This is a genomic window from Streptomyces sp. NPDC013157 (genome assembly GCF_042899865.1).
GTDB lineage: Bacteria > Actinomycetota > Actinomycetes > Streptomycetales > Streptomycetaceae > Streptomyces.
The window spans coordinates 51,667-68,179 of record NZ_JBIBAK010000031.1 but is presented as its reverse complement, the minus strand read 5'-3'; the positions used below and the strand labels follow the sequence as shown (position 1 = coordinate 68,179).

General features: G+C 70.2%; 15 protein-coding genes. 6 read left to right on the top strand and 9 right to left on the bottom strand.

Going from position 1 to position 16,513, the window contains the following annotated elements; genetic code table 11:
* Positions 1-510: 510 nt before the first annotated feature.
* Together tpg and tap are read right to left on the bottom strand one after the other, a co-directional pair.
* Positions 511-1,068: a telomere-protecting terminal protein Tpg gene (tpg, locus tag ACFY6U_RS50710; protein ID WP_365800713.1), complete on the bottom strand. Its 558-nt coding sequence runs from the start codon at positions 1,066-1,068 to the stop codon at positions 511-513.
* Between the two features lie 6 nt (positions 1,069-1,074).
* Positions 1,075-3,270: a telomere-associated protein Tap gene (gene tap / locus ACFY6U_RS50705; RefSeq protein ID WP_365800711.1), complete on the bottom strand. Its 2,196-nt coding sequence runs from the start codon at positions 3,268-3,270 to the stop codon at positions 1,075-1,077.
* A 121-nt stretch (positions 3,271-3,391) separates the two neighbouring features.
* Here tap and ACFY6U_RS50700 point away from each other — a divergent pair, with 121 nt between their 5' ends.
* Entirely contained in the window at positions 3,392-5,221 is a 1,830-nt protein-coding gene (locus tag ACFY6U_RS50700; RefSeq protein WP_390049753.1) for a zeta toxin family protein, read from the top strand.
* Here ACFY6U_RS50700 and ACFY6U_RS50695 read toward each other — a convergent pair.
* Complete coding sequence (locus ACFY6U_RS50695; RefSeq protein ID WP_390049751.1) at positions 5,188-5,463, bottom strand: hypothetical protein; 276 nt, start codon at positions 5,461-5,463, stop codon at positions 5,188-5,190. The genes ACFY6U_RS50700 and ACFY6U_RS50695 overlap by 34 nt on opposite strands.
* 207 nt (positions 5,464-5,670) lie before the next feature.
* Between ACFY6U_RS50695 and ACFY6U_RS50690 the strand changes: the two genes are divergently transcribed.
* On the top strand, positions 5,671-8,343 hold the full coding sequence (locus ACFY6U_RS50690; RefSeq protein WP_390049777.1) for a tetratricopeptide repeat protein: 2,673 nt from the start codon (positions 5,671-5,673) through the stop codon (positions 8,341-8,343).
* Positions 8,344-8,392: 49 nt separating this feature from the next.
* Here the strand turns inward: ACFY6U_RS50690 and ACFY6U_RS50685 are convergent, their stop codons facing one another.
* From ACFY6U_RS50685 to ACFY6U_RS50675, 3 genes are all read right to left on the bottom strand, one after another.
* Positions 8,393-8,767 (bottom strand): PIN domain-containing protein, encoded by a 375-nt coding sequence (locus tag ACFY6U_RS50685; RefSeq protein ID WP_390049749.1) that lies wholly within the window; start codon positions 8,765-8,767, stop codon positions 8,393-8,395.
* Positions 8,764-9,018 (bottom strand): hypothetical protein, encoded by a 255-nt coding sequence (locus ACFY6U_RS50680; protein ID WP_390049747.1) that lies wholly within the window; start codon positions 9,016-9,018, stop codon positions 8,764-8,766. Before ACFY6U_RS50680 ends, ACFY6U_RS50685 begins: the two co-directional genes overlap by 4 nt.
* 139 nt (positions 9,019-9,157) lie before the next feature.
* Positions 9,158-10,036 (bottom strand): hypothetical protein, encoded by an 879-nt coding sequence (locus tag ACFY6U_RS50675; RefSeq protein ID WP_390049745.1) that lies wholly within the window; start codon positions 10,034-10,036, stop codon positions 9,158-9,160.
* 867 nt (positions 10,037-10,903) lie between these two features.
* Here ACFY6U_RS50675 and ACFY6U_RS50670 point away from each other — a divergent pair.
* Complete coding sequence (locus ACFY6U_RS50670; protein WP_390049743.1) at positions 10,904-11,608, top strand: HNH endonuclease family protein; 705 nt, start codon at positions 10,904-10,906, stop codon at positions 11,606-11,608.
* Between the two features lie 234 nt (positions 11,609-11,842).
* On the opposite strand, the gene ACFY6U_RS50665 is transcribed toward ACFY6U_RS50670, so the two are convergent.
* Positions 11,843-12,367: a lamin tail domain-containing protein gene (locus tag ACFY6U_RS50665; RefSeq protein WP_390049775.1), complete on the bottom strand. Its 525-nt coding sequence runs from the start codon at positions 12,365-12,367 to the stop codon at positions 11,843-11,845.
* Between the two features lie 373 nt (positions 12,368-12,740).
* On the opposite strand from ACFY6U_RS50665, the gene ACFY6U_RS50660 reads away from it, so the two are divergent.
* Entirely contained in the window at positions 12,741-12,992 is a 252-nt protein-coding gene (locus tag ACFY6U_RS50660) for a hypothetical protein (protein ID WP_390049741.1), read from the top strand.
* A 44-nt stretch (positions 12,993-13,036) separates the two neighbouring features.
* On the opposite strand, the gene ACFY6U_RS50655 is transcribed toward ACFY6U_RS50660, so the two are convergent.
* Both ACFY6U_RS50655 and ACFY6U_RS50650 read right to left on the bottom strand, forming a co-directional pair.
* On the bottom strand, positions 13,037-13,234 hold the full coding sequence (locus ACFY6U_RS50655; RefSeq protein WP_390049739.1) for a hypothetical protein: 198 nt from the start codon (positions 13,232-13,234) through the stop codon (positions 13,037-13,039).
* Positions 13,231-14,763 (bottom strand): hypothetical protein, encoded by a 1,533-nt coding sequence (locus tag ACFY6U_RS50650; protein ID WP_390049737.1) that lies wholly within the window; start codon positions 14,761-14,763, stop codon positions 13,231-13,233. Before ACFY6U_RS50650 ends, ACFY6U_RS50655 begins: the two co-directional genes overlap by 4 nt.
* Before the next feature lie 257 nt (positions 14,764-15,020).
* Here ACFY6U_RS50650 and ACFY6U_RS50645 point away from each other — a divergent pair, with 257 nt between their 5' ends.
* Together ACFY6U_RS50645 and ACFY6U_RS50640 are read left to right on the top strand one after the other, a co-directional pair.
* Positions 15,021-15,581, top strand: a complete 561-nt coding sequence (locus ACFY6U_RS50645) for a hypothetical protein (RefSeq protein ID WP_390049773.1) — start codon at positions 15,021-15,023, stop codon at positions 15,579-15,581.
* Positions 15,582-15,782: 201 nt separating this feature from the next.
* Positions 15,783-16,511, top strand: a complete 729-nt coding sequence (locus ACFY6U_RS50640; protein WP_390049735.1) for a DUF4231 domain-containing protein — start codon at positions 15,783-15,785, stop codon at positions 16,509-16,511.
* Positions 16,512-16,513: the final 2 nt, after the last annotated feature.

Here is a 16,513-nt window from a genome sequence, read left to right as displayed (position 1 = left end):
GTTTTCTTGCGTTTGGGGACACCGCGCAAGGAGCCCTCCCAACTTGAGGCCTAGGAAACCCGTTGGGGCGCAGGGCTCCTTTCGCGTTCTGAGAGTCTATCGAGGGGTGATCTAGACGTTGTAACTCGCGGCCTGAGCACAGCGTTTAACGAGGTTTCTGATCTACAGTCTGGCTACAGCCTCAGTACGCTGCCGGGCGGAAAACAGCAGGTCGGAATCTACATTCTGTGATGCGTGTCACTCTTTTGGTCAAGCACGGCGCTGAGACTTCTGCCGATCCCCCGGGGCGGAAGAACTATCGCACCCCTGTTCAGTCGTCTGTTCCGATTCCGGCCGTCTGACAGCGGCGATGGGGAGTGAGCCTTGCTGAGGAGAAGTGAGTTTCGCCGAGTCCCAGGCGGTCTCAAAAACGACCATGGGCCACGTCACAGGCTGGTCCCCGTAGGATGCGAAACGCCTCGTCCCCGGCAGCTTCAATGCCGGGGACGAGGCGTTTTGGCGGGGATTGAACTACAGCTCGATCTGGATGTGCTCCACGTCGGTGAACTCCACGCCCAGGCCGTGGGCGCGGGTGTTGTTGTTGCGGAAGTACATCTCCGCAAGGCCTTCGGCGGCGATGCGCTGGAGCTGCCGCTCGTTGGCGCCTGCGTCGCGGGCCTCGAACAACCGGTCTGCCCAGCGGGGCGGCAGGGCCTGGGTGATGTCGCGGATACGGGCGTCGTCGGTGGTGCCCGGCGCGGCGGTGAACCCGAAGCGGGCGCGGGTGGAGACGACCAGGCCGCCGGTGCTCGTGGCCTTCTTCCTGGCCTTCGCCCGGATCTGTGGCTGCCACCGTTTCTTGACCTCACGCTCTATGCGGTCGCGCAGGTCGCGGCGGGGCCGCTTGAACTTGCCCGTGACGTACCGCTCCACGGTGCGCTGGGAGATCCCGAGGGCGTCCGCGGCGGCCTTGGTGCCCTTGAGCTGCTTGACCAGGTATTTCATCTGCGCCTGGGCGCTCTGCGGGATGCGGCGGGTGAAGGCCCCCTCCAGAGCGGCGTCCAGGCTGTCCCCGATCGAGTCGGCCATGGTCGGCTACTCCCCTTCTCCGGCGCTCTGGTCGGTCTTGATGAGGTTGGCGAGGTTGAACACGGCGCCGGCCTCTTCGAACTGGGCTTCCGCCCACAGCACGGTCTGGGTGCCCTGGTGCTTGACCATGCCCGGCGAGACACCGAGCCGGAACGTGCCCGGCACCGGCTTGCCCTCGTCGGTGTACGGCAGGACGTCCAGCGGGGACGGCCCGCTGGAGGGGTAGACGATGCAGTCCGTGCCGATCGCGACGGGGTAGCGGCCGGTCGCGGCGGCGGTCTTGAGGATCTTGCGGTGCATCCCGATCCGGACGGTGGCCAGGACGGCGGCCCGGATGTCGGGGCGCCACGTCTCACGCTTCAGCGCCGGCCATTCCTCGTAGTACGGCACCTGGCCCCGGCTGCGCTGGCGCAGCTTGCCGATGCCGCCCTTCGCGGTCGACTTGATCGCGTTCAGCAGCAGCGCCATCGTCGGGTCGGCCTGCTTGTGCACCGCCATGGCGTCCAGGAACTCCTGGCCGCCCATCTTCGTGGTGACACCGAGGTCGGCCATCGTCGCAATGTACGCGTCGCGCAGCCGGTTGTACCAGGGGTCCAGGTAGCGCCCGGACTCCAGCCGCACCCACGCCTCGATCGGGGCGACCTCGAACCCGAGCTCCTGCGCGTACGCGACGGTCGGCGTGGCGTACCAGGCCGGGCCGGTCGGGCGTTCGCCCTTCGGCGTGAACGGCGAGGGCAGCAGGTCGGCGTCCAGGGTGCGGCCGCCGGTCTGCACGCGGGACAGGTCGACGTGGGAGAGGTCGACCAGCCACGAGCCGGGGACCTTGGGGTCGAACGCCGGGTTGCCGGTCAGGTGGGTGGGGGCGCCCAGGCCGACGGTGAGTCCGTTGGTGGCGGCCGCGAACGCCATGTTGACGTCGATCGCGACCAGGTACGGCAGCATGCACTCGTCGTCGGTCAGCGGCCGGCACCAGTCGTACGGCTCCTCCATCAGCATCTCTGCCGGGGTCCGCAGGTGGTGGCGCTCGAACTTTCCCTTCAGCTTGGGGTGCTCGTCCGGGACCTCGCACTCCACGTGTTCGTACACCGCCGTGAGCGCGTCCGCGTTCTTCGCGGGCTTGAAGGTGCCGGTGGCCTCGTCCTTTTCCGCGCGGGTCGGCGGGCGCAGCGCGGTCATCAGCTCGAGGCCGGTCGTCGACGTGGTGCCGCGCGGCGTCATCACCCGCTGCGCGTACGTGCCGAGGTACCGGGCGAGGTCGGCCGGGTGCATGCCCGGCAGCTGCGGGTCGTCCTTCTTGTCCCACTCGCGGGCGTCCAGCGCGTTCCACGCCGGGATGCACAGCTGCACGCAGCGCCGCCTCGAGCCCTCTGGGTCGCGGAAGACGCGCGCCCAGGGCCCCAGTCCGCGCTGGGTGAGCTGGAGTTCGGCGCGCTGGAGCTGCTTGACCACCTTGTGGCTGTCTTTGAGCCGGCCCGCGCGCCGCTCCTCATCCGAGAGCGTGGCGGGCAGGCCGTAGCGCTCCAGCGCGGCCGGGGTGAGGACCAGGATTGGGTCGGCGTCGCGGCCGTTGCGGTGCAGCCGGGGCTGACCGAGTTTCGCCTCGGTGATGGTCCAGTCGACCAGGGCGGGCAGCGACTTGGCGGGCACGTCTAGGACCAGGCCGCCGACGCAGTACGCCGACACGTGCCCGTCCTCGCAGTCGACGACTGCCAGCGGGCCGTTCTCGAAGCGCGGGTCCACGGCGGCCGCCGTGGTGGTCTTCTTCGCTGCGGCCTTCTTCGCGCCCGGGCGCCGCGACGTCGACGTGGGCCTGGTGGTGCTCGCCGCCGGTCGGGCGGGCGGCTTCGCGGCGTCCGGCGCCGACACAGTCCCGGCCGGTGCCGCCGGGGCGGGTTCGGCAGCGAACGTCTCCGGCACAGCGGGCTCGCCGGGCGCATCGCCGTCGGGGGCGGGGAAGCGTTCGGCCAGCTTCTCCAGGAGCTTCGCGTAGGCGGCGCGCTGCGGCGGCCGCGGCTCGGTCCGGCCGGCCTCCCAGTTCCCGACCGCCTCACGGCGAGTGTCGAGAGCCTTCGCGACCTGAGCCTGGCTCAGCCCGGCAGCCTCGCGTAGACGCCTGCGCTCGGCAGGCGGCGGCAGGTCGTCTTGGGCGACCTGTTCCAGCAACGCGTCCACGTTGCTGAGCAGCTCGTTCTCAGTGGGCACAGAGCTCACCTCCACTAGACACCCTACACCAATCGCGCATTGGATCGCTCATTAATTCGCGCATAGATCGCTCATGATGTTACGTTGATCGCGCAGCGCGTGGCGGGAGACAGGAGGCGTGGTGCCAGGACGAGATGGGGGCTCGGTCGTGCTCTCCGAGCAGGAAAGCTTCGACGTGCTGCACCGCGTGATCCTCCCGGCTGCGACTCAAGACGCCGTCGCCCAGCCCCGGCCGGTCGTGGTCGTCGTCGCCGGGCAGCCAGGCGCCGGTAAGACGTGGATCGCCGACCTCGTCCAGGCGGTGCTGGACCGGCGCGGTGGCGCGGTGCGGGTCGGCCGGGACCTGTACAAGCCGGTCCACCGTCACTACGCCCACGCCCTCGCGGCCGACGTCCGTACGGCCGGAGCTCTGGTTCGCCCCGACACCGTGCGGTGGCAGGCCGCCGTCGAAGCCCACGTCCGCGAGATGGGCTTCGACGCCGTGGTGGAGTCGGCGCTCGCCGACTCGGACGACTTCCGCGACTCCTCCAGCGCCTACCGCGCGGTCGGCCACCGGATCGAGGTCGTCGCCGTGGCCACCTCCGAAGCTCTGAGCCAACTGGGCATCGTGGACCGCTTTCTCACCGAGGCCGCCGCCGGATGCGGCCGGTACGTGTCCTGGGAGAACCACGACAGCTGCGCGAAGAACCTGCTGAACACCCTGGCCGTCATCGAGGCCGAACAGCTCGCCGACCGCGTCACCGTCGTACGGCGCGACGGCACTCTGCTGTACGCCAACGAGCTCACGCCCGACGGCGACTGGCGTCGCCGCCCCGCGGCGGACCGGGCGGTGCGGGTGGAACGGGCACGGCCATGGACGGCCCCCGAGACTGCCGTCTTCCGACGTAAACTCGCCCGCACCGACCGGCGCGTGCACACCGAGCTGACCGAAGAGGACAGGCGCCTGGCTGTACAGCGCGACAGCGAACGCGCGGCCGCCTGGTCCGAGCCGGTCCGCCGCACCGCACAGCCCACCGCGGCGCCGCCCGGGGTCGCCTACCACCGGCTGTCCGCCGACGAACACCGCTGGATCTTCGACGAACTGATCACCCCGACCGTTCTGGCGAACGTCACGCCCCGGGACGATCCGCGCGCCGTGTACGTGATCGGCCAGCCCGGGGCGGGCAAGCTGCTGGCCGCCAGGATGGTCCGGCGCGCGATGCGGCCCGGCACGACCAAGCTGGTCGGCGACGACTTCAAGGCCGCACATCCGGACTACCGCCAGATGCTCCGTCAGGATCCCCGCGGCGCCGGCGCGGCCATCCGCACCGACTACAAAGCGTGGTTCGCCCAGGCGGAAGAGTATGTGCGCACGCGACGCGGCGACCTGCTCATCGAGTCCGCCCCGGGCGGCGCGGACGATGTCCTCGACAGCGCCCTCGCCTGCTCCCGGGCCGGCTACCCGGTGGAGCTGGTGGTGCTGGCCGTGCGGGAAGCGGACAGCCGCCTGGCCACCGCCCTGCGCTACGCCCGGGCCCTGCAAGCCGGAATCACCGGACGGTTCACCACCCGCGCTGGGCACGACCGCTGCTACCGGGCTGTCGCCGACCTCACGGCGGCCGCCGAAACCCACCCGGCCATCACCGCGGTGACGGTGATCCGCCGCGACGGCCACGCCCTGCTGCGCCAGGAGCAGCCCGCCGCACCCGGCCGGGCCCCATGGGCGCTGACCGCCGAACGGCAGCGCCCCTACACCGAGCAGGAGGCCACCCACTTCATCCAGCTCTACCAAGGACTGCGCAAGGCCCTGCCCCAGCACCGCGACGAACTGGACGACATCGCCGCCCTGGCCCGCCCCCTGATGCCCGCCAGGTTCCAACGTCTGCGGATCGCCGCGCACCGCCCGGACATACGGCTGCTGCCCCTGCCGCGGACGGTCTACGACTCCAGCTCCCTCAGCCGCGCCGCGTAGAGCGCAGCAAGGCGGTCCTCCTCCTGCGCGTCGGCCTCCTCCAGACGCTGCAGGTCCTGGTAGGCGGCCGTACGGCCCGCCGTCAGCTGCGCAAGGCGCTCCTCATCGGGCAGCGGGGCCCGCCGCTCGGCAGCGATCTGCTCGGTGTACCAGTGCACTACCTCCTGCACGATGTCGGCCGCATGCTGGTCCTCGCCCCCGCCCAGGCCGGAGAAGTCGGGCTGATCCGGTGTACCGGGCATGGCAAACCCCTCATTGTTCTGATCTTGATCGGATGGGTCATTGTCCTCCCGGCCCGCCTGCCCGGAGTTCGGTGCCGCCACGGCGCTCCGAGGTGCGGGCAGGCCTGAATCCGTCGCCCGGCCGGGCCGTGGCAGCGGGGCGGGCTCCCCAAATCCCGCAGGGCGGGCATAGGTTGACCTGCGAGTGATCATTTTTCGGGGGTGGATGTGACAGGCGGCCGGGATCTCAGGGCACTGTTCAGCACGAACGACCGCAGCGTGCAGGCCGCGGAGGCGTTCACGAACCGGCAGACGCAGTGGGAGACGGTCGCGGCCGCGCTCACCCAGCACCTCCATCACGTCGGTTCCCCCGGCTTCGACCCCGAGGACCTCGAGGCGCCCCGCAATCACGTGCTCGTCTTCCACGGCGTCGGCGGCATCGGAAAAACGACCCTGTCCAGGACGCTGGAAGTGGCACTCGCCGACGCCGGACGCCGCCCCGCCCAGTGGGGCGCGCCGGGCTGGCCGGCCGACCGGATCCTGCCCGTACGTATCGACCTCGCCCGCTCCGCCGGCACCGACTTCGAGCAGATCGTGCTGACGATCCGGGCCGCCCTCACCAAGGTCGGGCGCCCGCTGCCCGCCTTCGACCTGGCGCTGCGCCGCTACTGGGAGGCCAACCACCCCGGCGAACCGCTGGAGGATTACCTGCGCCGCGCCGGCCTCGGCTCCCGGTTCGGGCAGGCGCTGCCGCAGCAGATGCAGTCCGCGCTCGCCGATGTCGCCCAGGCGCTCATGCTGCCCGGCACCATCGGCTCGGTTGTCGGCCAGGTCACCGGCGTCCTCATCGGCGCGCTGCGCGAACGCCGCCAGACCGTACGCGCGCTCGCGGGCTGCGCGAGGTTGGCGGACCTGCTGGAGGCCGAACCCGATCTGGACGCTCTGTCCTTTTACCCGCACCTGCTGGCGTGGGAGCTCGCCCGCCTCCCCGAAGGCAAGAAGGTCGTGCCGGTCGTGCTGCTCGACACGTTCGAGGACATCGGTGACCGCACCCGCCGCGACCTCGAGCGGCTGATCCAGCGGACGGTGTGGCTGATGCCGAACGCCTTCTGGGTGATCACCGGCCGCTCCCGCCTGCAGTGGGCCGACCCAGCGCTGCAGGGACAGCTCGACTACACCGGCCCCGCCGCCTGGCCTGGCCTGGCCCACACCGCCGTGCCCGCAGCCCGCACCCCCACCCGCGCCAGCGCGGCACGGCAGGTGCTGATCGGTGACTTCTCCCCCGAGGACTGCGACGACTACCTCGCCCGACGCCTCACCCGCGACGGCCAGCCCCTCATCGGTGAGCCCATCCGGCAGGTCATCACCGCCCGCTCGCATGGCCTGCCCCTGTACCTAGATCTGTCCGTCGCCCGGTTCCTCGAGCTGCGCCGCAGCGGCCGCACCCCGCAGCCGGCCGACTTCGACCACGACTTCCCGGCCCTGGTTTCCCGCACCCTGTCCGACCTCACCGCCGACGAACGGCACGTCCTGCGCTCGGTGAGCCTGCTGGACGCATTCGACGTCCCCCTCGCCACCCGGGCCGCCGGCCTCGCCCACGAAGGCCCCGCCCAGCGGCTGACCGAGCGGCCCTTCGTCCGCGACAATCCCTTCGGCCTGTGGCCCTTCCATCTCCACGGCCTGATCCGCTCCGCCGTACGCAACGCCGAAGACACCACTGACGACCGCTGGACCGAGACCGACTGGCAGCAGGCCGCCCAGCGGGCCTTCACCGCCCTGGGCGAGCAACACCAGGCCGCATCCGGACCGGACCGGCTCCTGCTGATCGCCTTCCTGCGCCAGGGCCTGCGCCTCGCCCGCGACCACCGACTGGACCTCGGCTGGCTCACGCCCGCCGCCTGGACCTACGTCAGCGACTCCGTGTGGGAACCCCTCGCACCACCCGACACCGACAGCACCGGACTGGACACGGCCGCCGACGCCCTGGTCGAACTCCTCAGCGCGCTCGCCCGCCGCCAGCACCAGCACCGCTCGCACACCGTCGACCGCCTCACCACGGTCATCGACAGCCACCTGCTCCCCGACGACCTCCAACTCATGGCCCTGTACTACCGGGCCAAGGCCCACCGCGACCTCGGGGACAGCCCGGCCTCCCGCGCCGGCATGCAGGCCGTCGCCGACGGCCAAGGCCGCCTCGCCCCCGCCGCCCGCCGCGGACTCGCCCATCTCGCCCGTATGGCCGGGGACTTCCCCACCGCCCTGGCCACCGCCCACACCCTGGGCTGGGAAGGCCGCTACCACCGCGTCGAAGGCGACATCTGGTGGCCCCACGGCGACATGGACCGCGCCGCCGCCGCATACGCCGCCGCACGCGACGAAGCCGAACACCATGGTGTCACCGGTGAGCGCGGCAACAGCCAGGCACACCGCGCCTTCGCCCTCGCCTTCACCGACCCTGCCGTTGCCGACGACGAACTCGCCCTCGCCGAGCAACTTCTGGCCGGCGTGGATCTGCGGGCCACCACCCTCATCACCCATATCGCGGCGCTCGCCCGCGACGCCGGCCGCACCGACGCCGACGTCGACGACCGCGCCCAGGTACTGCGCGCCGAGATCCGTACAGTGGGCGTGACCTACACCGAGCTCGCCCTGGACCTGACCCTCGCCTTCCACCACGCCGTCCTCGACGACAGGGACCAGGTGGCCGCGACGATCGCCCGGCTACACGAGACCACCCGCAGTGGCGACTTCGCCTACTACAGCGACATCGCCGCCTTCATGGCCGACATGGCCACCGCTCACCCGTCTGGCAGCCGATGGGTCGACGGCGAACCAGCCGTCCGCCAGCGATGGCGCACCCTGGTCACCGCCCGCCAACAGCGCCTCAGCGGCACTCAGTAACAGCAGAGGGGGCAGGTACCAGACCGTCCAGGATCCGCCGAGCAGCAGTTCAGGTGGGGTTCAGCGGCGTAATGCCGGTGCCCGCGTACAGTTCGGGTTCCAGCGACAGGACCGTGAACGGGTCTCCCGCCTTCACGGCTTGCCAGGCGATCGCTGCCGCGTGGGCCACCGGCCAGTCGACATGCCGCCAGTCCATCGCGTCCACTGCGTGCGCTGCGGTGAACGGCACGTTCTCCGCGAACCGCAGTGACGCCGCGTGCCTGCCCGCGCCGGCAACCTGCCGCTCAGCGGCCAGCACCGACAGGGAGGGAATGATCACCCGGCCGGTGCCGCGAGAGGCCTCGATGTAGAGGCCGGTGAAGAAGGGATCCGCACGGAACAGGGCGGCCAGAGCGGTGTGATCCAGGACAGCCGTCAGGTTCATGCGGCCGCATCGCCCTGGTGGGCGCGGATCCTGGCCCAGGCGTCCTGGCCGGCCTGCTGAACCTGGTCGGTGTACTCGATGCCGAGCTCACGGGCAGCCTCGACAGCCCGCTGCTCCCGCTCGGCCGCCGTGAGCTCGCGGGCGGCGAGTTCTTCCAGCAGCTCCGTGATGGTGGTGCCGCGCTCGTCAGCGAGAACGCGCAGCCGGTCGCGTACTTCCTCGCTGGTCTTGATGCTGGTCGGCTTGCTCATGCATCGATTCTACCGCCGGTAGACCGGTCGCGGAGCGGTGGCGGCTGGCACCACTACGCCGCCGGGTGGGAGGCCTGCCTCCACTTCATCTCCGGGACTGGCGAGCGCCCGGACTTGGTGGTCGATGGGTCTTGCCTTGCTACTGCGAGTCGCGGTGAAGGTCACGGATGGCGTCGGCCAGGTGGGGGAGGTCGGACAGATCAATGTTGCGCGGGTTCGCCGCGTACCTGACCAGACCGAGCAGGCGGTGCAGTATGTCGGCTTCCTGTTGCTGCCGGTGCCAGTCCGGCCCGTCCGGGTCGCCGTCGTCAGGGGGCTCGGCTGGGGTGCTGCGGAACCGCTCGTCCTCGGCAACGCAGTCCCGCAGAGCGGTTGGCCACACGAGCGGGACCGGTTCAGGGGTGCCCTTGGTTTCGGAACCGCGGACCGCCAGGATGACCCGTGCCTCCTGCGATCGGTCGACACGTTCCTGGAGGTCACCGACAGCGGCCAGTTGAGCTGCAATGCGGCGGATCCGCTGTGCATGCTGGCGTGCCCACTCCCGTTCGGCGCGGCGGCTGCGGCGCTCGCGGGCCTGTTCGACCCGCTCGCTCTGGGTGCGCGGAACCGTGCCGTCTGGTCGGGTATAGGCCCGGCTGAGCTGGAGGTGCCGTCGTTCTGCCGCCTGGCGCCCGCTGAGCTCCTGCCATTGGGCGATGCGCGCCCACGTGATCTTTTTGCTGCGGGCGAGCGAGGCGAGTTTGAGTTCGTCATGGTCAAGCTTCTCGCGCAGCATCCGGATGACCAGAAGCGCGGCGAGCACGTCGGCGTCGGTGGCGTCGGGCAGCAGGGCACCCTCGGCCCACTGGCAGATGCGGTCGTAGTTCCGGGCGATGTCCATCAACCGCCCTGGCGAGCCGCCGCTGCGCGAGGGGAGCCGGCGGCTGCCCGAGGGAGCCTGGGCGAGCCGCACCCATGCCTGGTCCCGGTTGTGCTGCGTGTCCGGGCGCCGGTCTCCGGGATTGGGTGTCGTCCTCATGACGACTGCTCACGTCGTCTCGAGGACGACGTGTCCGGCGCCTGCAGTGGCGCGGGATCTCGCTCCGTCTGCGCCCGGACGGCTAAGACCGCCGACTGCTGCCGCCATACGGCCTGCTCCCGCCCCTGACGGCGGCGCCTACGGCGCCAGGCGGTACGGACAGCGCCAGCAACGGCTGCCGTGAGAGCGAACATCACTGCAGCGATGTACTGGGCGCTGACATCATGGATAAGGGATGTCGACATGGCTGGATCGGCGCACGTCATCGGTGTGCGCCTCGCTCCTCGTGAGAGTCGGCGGTACAGAAATCTGCCGCTTGGCATGCGCGAAGCCGCCATGAAACGGCGACGTCCACGCACAGCAGGAACGGCTCGGGACGGCCCCATCGCGGCTTGTTCCCGTGCGGAAGTCTGCCTGGCGCAGCCCAGCTGCATATGCACTCCGGCCGCTCCCGCGCCAAGCGCCACCTTGCGCCACCCCGCATTAGAGTGCATATCCGACAAAAGGACGCCCGAATCTCAAGGGGAATGTCGTCCTCCGGGTGCCCTCAGTCACCGCACACGCCCGCATCCCGCCCAACTGCCCTCCATCTCCATCCGGTTGCTCCGCACCCTTCGCCATCCCGTGTCGCCGCAGCGCGCGCCGACCGGAGTCGGCGTCGTACTCGAACGGCCACGACGCGCCCAGCCAGTTGGAAGCGATGGCCGACGGCGGCTCGGCGGCCTCACGGCCTGTTCGGCTGCCTCCACTGATGGTCTGACTAGTTCGCCGAGCGGGTGAACCCGCGACCGATCGCCCTCCGCAGCGCGGCCCGGACCGCTACGAAGAACCCAACCTGTTTGTGATCTTCGAAACGGAGACCCGGCTGTGCGCCTCGCCCGTACCCGACGCACCCTGATCGCCGCGCTGTTCGCGCCGCTGGCTCTGCTCACCCCCACCACCGCCCACGCCGCCACCGCGGCCACCGAACACCTGCCTGTACGGCACGCGGCCGGTGAGACCGTCACCCTGCCAGTCCGCGACGCGCTCGCCGAGCTCACCGTGTCGGACGAAGACCGCGCCGGATACTCGCGGGACAAGTTCAAGCACTGGACGGACGCGGACAAGGACGGCTGCAACACGCGAGCCGAGGTCCTCCTGGAGGAGGCCGTCACGGCCCCGGAGGTCGGCGCGAAGTGCGCGCTGACTGGCGGCAGCTGGTACAGCCCATACGACGACCTGTACTTCGACAGCGCGAGCAAGCTGGACGTCGACCACCTAGTCCCGCTCGCCGAGGCCTGGGACTCCGGCGCCTCCGCGTGGACGGCCAAGGAACGCGAGGCCTACGCCAACGACCTGGACGATCCCCGCGCGCTGATCGCGGTCTCCGCTGCCTCCAACCGGTCCAAGGCCGACAAGGACCCCACCGAGTGGCTGCCGCCGTACTCCCCCTACTGGTGCGACTACGTCACCAACTGGGTGGCCGACAAGTTGCGCTACCAGCTGAGCGTCGACCCCGCCGAGCAGGCCGCGCTCGCCGAGCGTCTCGCCGTCTGCCCCGACCAGCCCATCACCGTCACCCTGGCCCGCTGAACGTACAGAGGCCGGGCCCATCCGCTACGGGGGTAAGCGGTGGACCCGGCCTCTGTCACGTTCCCACACCGCGGCGCTCAGCGCACGGTGTTCGCATGCCGTGGCCGGTCACCGGCGTGCCGCCGGATGTGGATCGCTCCGCATCCGGCGGCACGCCCCCGGGGGCAGGGTGGACCGCCTCTTTCGCGGTGCTGGCCGCCGCGGCCCCGCCGGTCAGCGGCACCCGCGAGTGGGTCAGCGGCGCATGCTGCCGCCGTTGCGGTGCTCGCCGCGGTGGTGGCCCCAGGTGACCTCGTCGACCAGGCGGTCGCGGTCGTTGTTCAGGGTCGCGGTGTCGGCGTCGTTGTTCCACACGTAGGCGCGGCGGTCCTGGTAGACGTCGGTGGCGCTGTCGCGGCCCTCGCCGGTGTGGACGCGGACCGTGGCCCGTCCGTCCAGGCGGAAGTGGCGGAAGGTGTAGGTGTGGCCGGCCTCGTCCGTGAGGGTCCAGTGGTCCAGGTTCACCGCCCGGCGAGTGGTGTTGGTGACGTCCACCCACTCCTTGTTCAGGGAGCGGGTGGAGCGGTCGTCACGCCCCGGGGAGTCGTACTGCACCTTGCTGATGACCACGTCGTGGTGGGGGCGGGCCGGGTGCTGGCCCGCGGCCGCGGCGGGCAGCGCAAGCGTCCCCACAGCGGCGGCGGCCACGGCAGCGGCGGCGGTCAGACGGCGGGCGGAAACGGATACGGACACGAGGTCCCCCTTCTCGGGGCCGGACATCCCGGCGCGGGCGGCGTGATGCCGCAGGTCACCCGGGGTGCGTCGTGCGGGGCGGCGACCGGTCGGCCGCACACCCACACCCTGCCCACGATGCGGAGGCGATGTGACGGATACGCGAAGCCCGTAACGGATCCTGCATATTCCTATTACTCTCGCCTGCAACACTCATGTATGCGGCTAATGCCCAAAGTTGACGCATTGCCACGAGCCGATCCCATATGGCGCGCGGGCCAGCAGAGGCGAAGCGGCCTCTGCCGCCGCCTATGGCGCCACGGCCGTCACTCGAAAGTGCGTAACAGTCGGCGTGGGTCAGACGGCCGACGGTCCGTGCAGGACCCTGCTGCTGTCAGTGGGCACGGGCTCTGGTCTCGCTTTGGATCTCGCCCTCGCCTTCCACCACGCTGTCCGCGACGACCAGGACCAGGCGGCCGCGACGATCGCCCGGCTACGCGAGAACAACCGCGGCGGCGACTTCGCCTACTACAGTGCCATCGCCGCCTTCACGGCCGACCTGCCCCTCGAGGAACCCTCACCGGCGCGCTGGACCGACGGAGCACAGCACACGCCGGGGCGATGGCGAGGCCTGGTCACCGCCCGCCACGACGCCCTGCGTACTTCCCTGTGACCACGGCGGCGTGCCCGGGGGCGTCCTGTTCGCCCAGGGGCGGTTCAGCCGATCACGGACCGTGCGAAGGCGACCGTGCCGGCGAAGGCGCCCCCGGCAGCCAGTACCGCGACGGCCCATGCGTTCCCTGCCAGCACGGTCAGCACCCCGGCGGCCACGGCAATCTGCGTGCCCAGCATCAAGATGACCGCAGCACGCACCGTCATCAGCGGCTCCTGCGATCGATCGGACGACGCACTCACGGAAGCTCCTGGAGGTTGTTCTCGCGCCTGCGCCACTCCTTGCCGAGGCGCTGCAGTTTGCGTCGGGCCCGCTCTCCTTGCGCCTCATCCTGCTGAACCAGGTCCGACGCTTTGGGCCACGTCATGGGGTGGTTTTCCGACCAGGCACGGACCAGGGCCTGTTCCTGCTCGTTGAGCCGGCCTGCCACGTAGCGCACCGGAGGGGTCTCGAACCGCTGAGCCCAGGGAACGAGATGGGGGATCACCAGGTCCTCCGGCCCGGGAACGGTGTCCGGTTGCTCCCAACCCTCCGGGATGTAACCGATCGAGGCGCCGCGGATCTGGTGATCGCGTTCAAAGTCGCAGCCCTGGCGGGCGTACCGGACCAGGACCCTGCGCACCGACTGATCGTCGGTGAGGTCGGCCTCCTGCTCCCATGCGCGCTCGAACATCGCCACGGCCAGGGCCTGACAGTGGTCCTCCAGCACCGGCCACAGACGCAGGCAGCGGCGCAGGAAGTCCTTCATCGGCTCCGTGTCGCCCTTCATATACGCGTCGAAGGCGTAGCGGGCCTCAGCAAGGACGGATGGCCTCAGCCTCTTCGCCCAGTCGGCGACAGACCGGACTCCGGCGAAGAGATCGGCCATGTGGCCACCGATGAGGTCCGCCATCCGCGGCAGGGTATGCAGGACCCCCTGCATCATCCGCGGCACTCCCACCTGGACGGCGAAGCATGGTGCGAGCGTTTCTGTCATCTTCGCCAGACTGGGAAGCGGGGAAATCAGAGCCGGGAGACCTTCGAACACCGTGGCCAGGCCGGAGTGCGACTGACGAACGAGTTCACCGAGACCGACCAGCGGCTGGAAGGCGTCAGCCATCGATGCCAGGCGGGCGGCCGGTCCCAGCACGCCCGCCAGGCTGTTGACCTGCGGCTCGATTACGGACAAGGCCGCCCTGGCCGGGTTGAGTCCGTCCAGCAGTCCCAGCGTGTTCACGGCGGAGGGCAGTACCGAGTTCACGGTCTCGGACAGCGAGAGGATCTGGGGCTGCATGCCAGCCAGCGCCGACAGCGCGGCATCGCGGGCCCTCAGTCCATCCAGGAACGACTGGCCGACCACATCTCCGATGTTGGGTAGCCGGGGAACTGCCAGCTCGATGCCGGCGAGGGCCGGGGCAAGGCCGAAGTTCGCCCGCTCGGTGAACTCGCTGAGCATCGTGCTGAGACCGATCAGCGGTTGGAGGGCGTCACTGATGCCGGACATGAAGGAAGCCGTGTCCACGACATCAGCCAGGCTGCCCGAGTCCAGGATGGCGTCGTCAAGCAGCGGGAAGACAGCGTCGTCCAGGTCGGGCCCGCCCATAGCCAGGTCGGGCCCGCCCATTGGCGCTGCGAGTCCGGCGTCGCCCGGCTCATCGAGCGCCACGTTTTCGGGCGAGCCGCATCCTTGCGCTGAGGGAACGAGCAGCGCTCCTGTCGCCCCGGACGGTGCAGCAGCAGGCCGCTGATCGGCATCCTCGGGTGCCGAGCCCGGCGTTGCATCCGCAGGCATCTCGGGCCTCCTTTGTTGCTTGGGTAAGTCTGTTCACCTACCTGCAGCGGGAGAGAGCCGATCCGGCACTCATTTTTCCGACACCCGCTGTGATTCACGCCACACGACACTGTCTGACGGCCCTCGCCTCTCATCAGCCCAGCACCCGCCGCTTGAAGGGGCTGGCCGATCATCCCCCTGACACCGCATCACTCCACGTGGCAGGGTCGGCTGCGATCACAAACAGCTGAGATACGGGGGCCTCCTTGGACACGCGGATGTGGAACGGTCTGGTCGGCGTCGCGAAGGAGACGTACACCGCCTCGCTGGGCGAGGGGGTCGTGCCGCGCCCGCTCATGATGCCGCTGGTGCGCGGCGAGCTGGTCGGGCTGATCTGGGTCCGCCCGCTCAAGGTCGGCCAGGACGCGCTCGCCGGGATCGCGGAGCTCGCGAACATCGCCGCCGCGGCCGGCGCGGACGAGGTCGTCCTCGCGTGGGAGACGCACGACGTCGCCACCGCCTGCGAGTTGCCCATCGTCGGTCCGGCGCCGTGCCTGAACATGGTGCTCGCCACCCGCGCCGGACACGTGTTGCACCAGTTCCCCTACACCGAGCAGCTGCTGTCCCGCAGCTCCGAAGGCTGGGCGTCAGTCGCCCCCGACTGGAGGCCGGCCCCCGCGCCGCAGCCCGGCGGCGAACTGGTGCCGCCGATCCAGGCCGCGGTGGACTTCTCCTTCACCCCCATCGAGCTGGACCACCCCGACCCCTTCGGCGTCACCGTCGTGCTGATGGAAGAGGACGGCTACCGCATCAGCCTGACCGAAGCGTTCGCCCGCTGAGCCTGCGCAGACGAGAGGACCGAAGCCGTGGCCCGCAGTCTTGACGACGATGCGCTTCGCCGAATCAGGGACGCTGATGACCATCTGAGTGCCGAACAACGGCAGGCCGAAGCCGATGAGCGAGCCTCGCTGCGCCAGCTACGGCACGACGTGAAGCAGACAGAGCGGGACTTGGTGCGGCGAAGGAGGAGGGTCCGCGCGATGAGCCTGGCCCTGACCGTGGCCAGCGGTGCCATCCTGACGGGCCTGCTGTGGACTGTGCTGGCCTGGGGATCCCCCTCCAGGTTCCTCCGGGTCGACATCACCTGCGGAGTGCTGGCACTGGTCTCCGGCGTGACCGCCGGCGTGGCCGCGCCTCCCCGCGGGCACCTGCGCCTGACCCAGCTGGAGGACATGCTCGAGACAAACCGTGAGGCCCTCCGGTTCCTCAGCGCGCTCATCCACCCGACGCTGAAGGAGCGACGCAGCCTCTACCGCGAGGATGTGGCCGGGGTGATCGAGCAGCACCGCACGGACAGCCGCAAGTACCGGCTCATCCACAACATGCTGCAGAACCTCATCATGATCGGGGCTGCGTCCACGACCACCGTCGCCGCCCTGGACACCCGCAACGAGTTCACATGGCAGAACATCACGATCGTCGCCATCGGCTTCACCGTCACGCTGGCAGCCGCCTTCACCGGCTACTACAAGTACCGCGAGCGCAGCTACTTCCTGCTCCAGACCGCCGACGCCATCGAGGAGGAGGCCAACGCCTTCGCCCTTGGCGTCGGCCCCTACAGCGACTTCGACGCCGACCAAGAGCAACAGGCGCTGAAGTTGTTCACCCAGCGGGTCGAAGAGCACCGCAACGAGCAGCGGCGCCGCCAGCAGCAACTGGACCAGCCCGCCGACCAGGCCGCGCCCACCGGTCAATCCCCGGCAGCCTGATC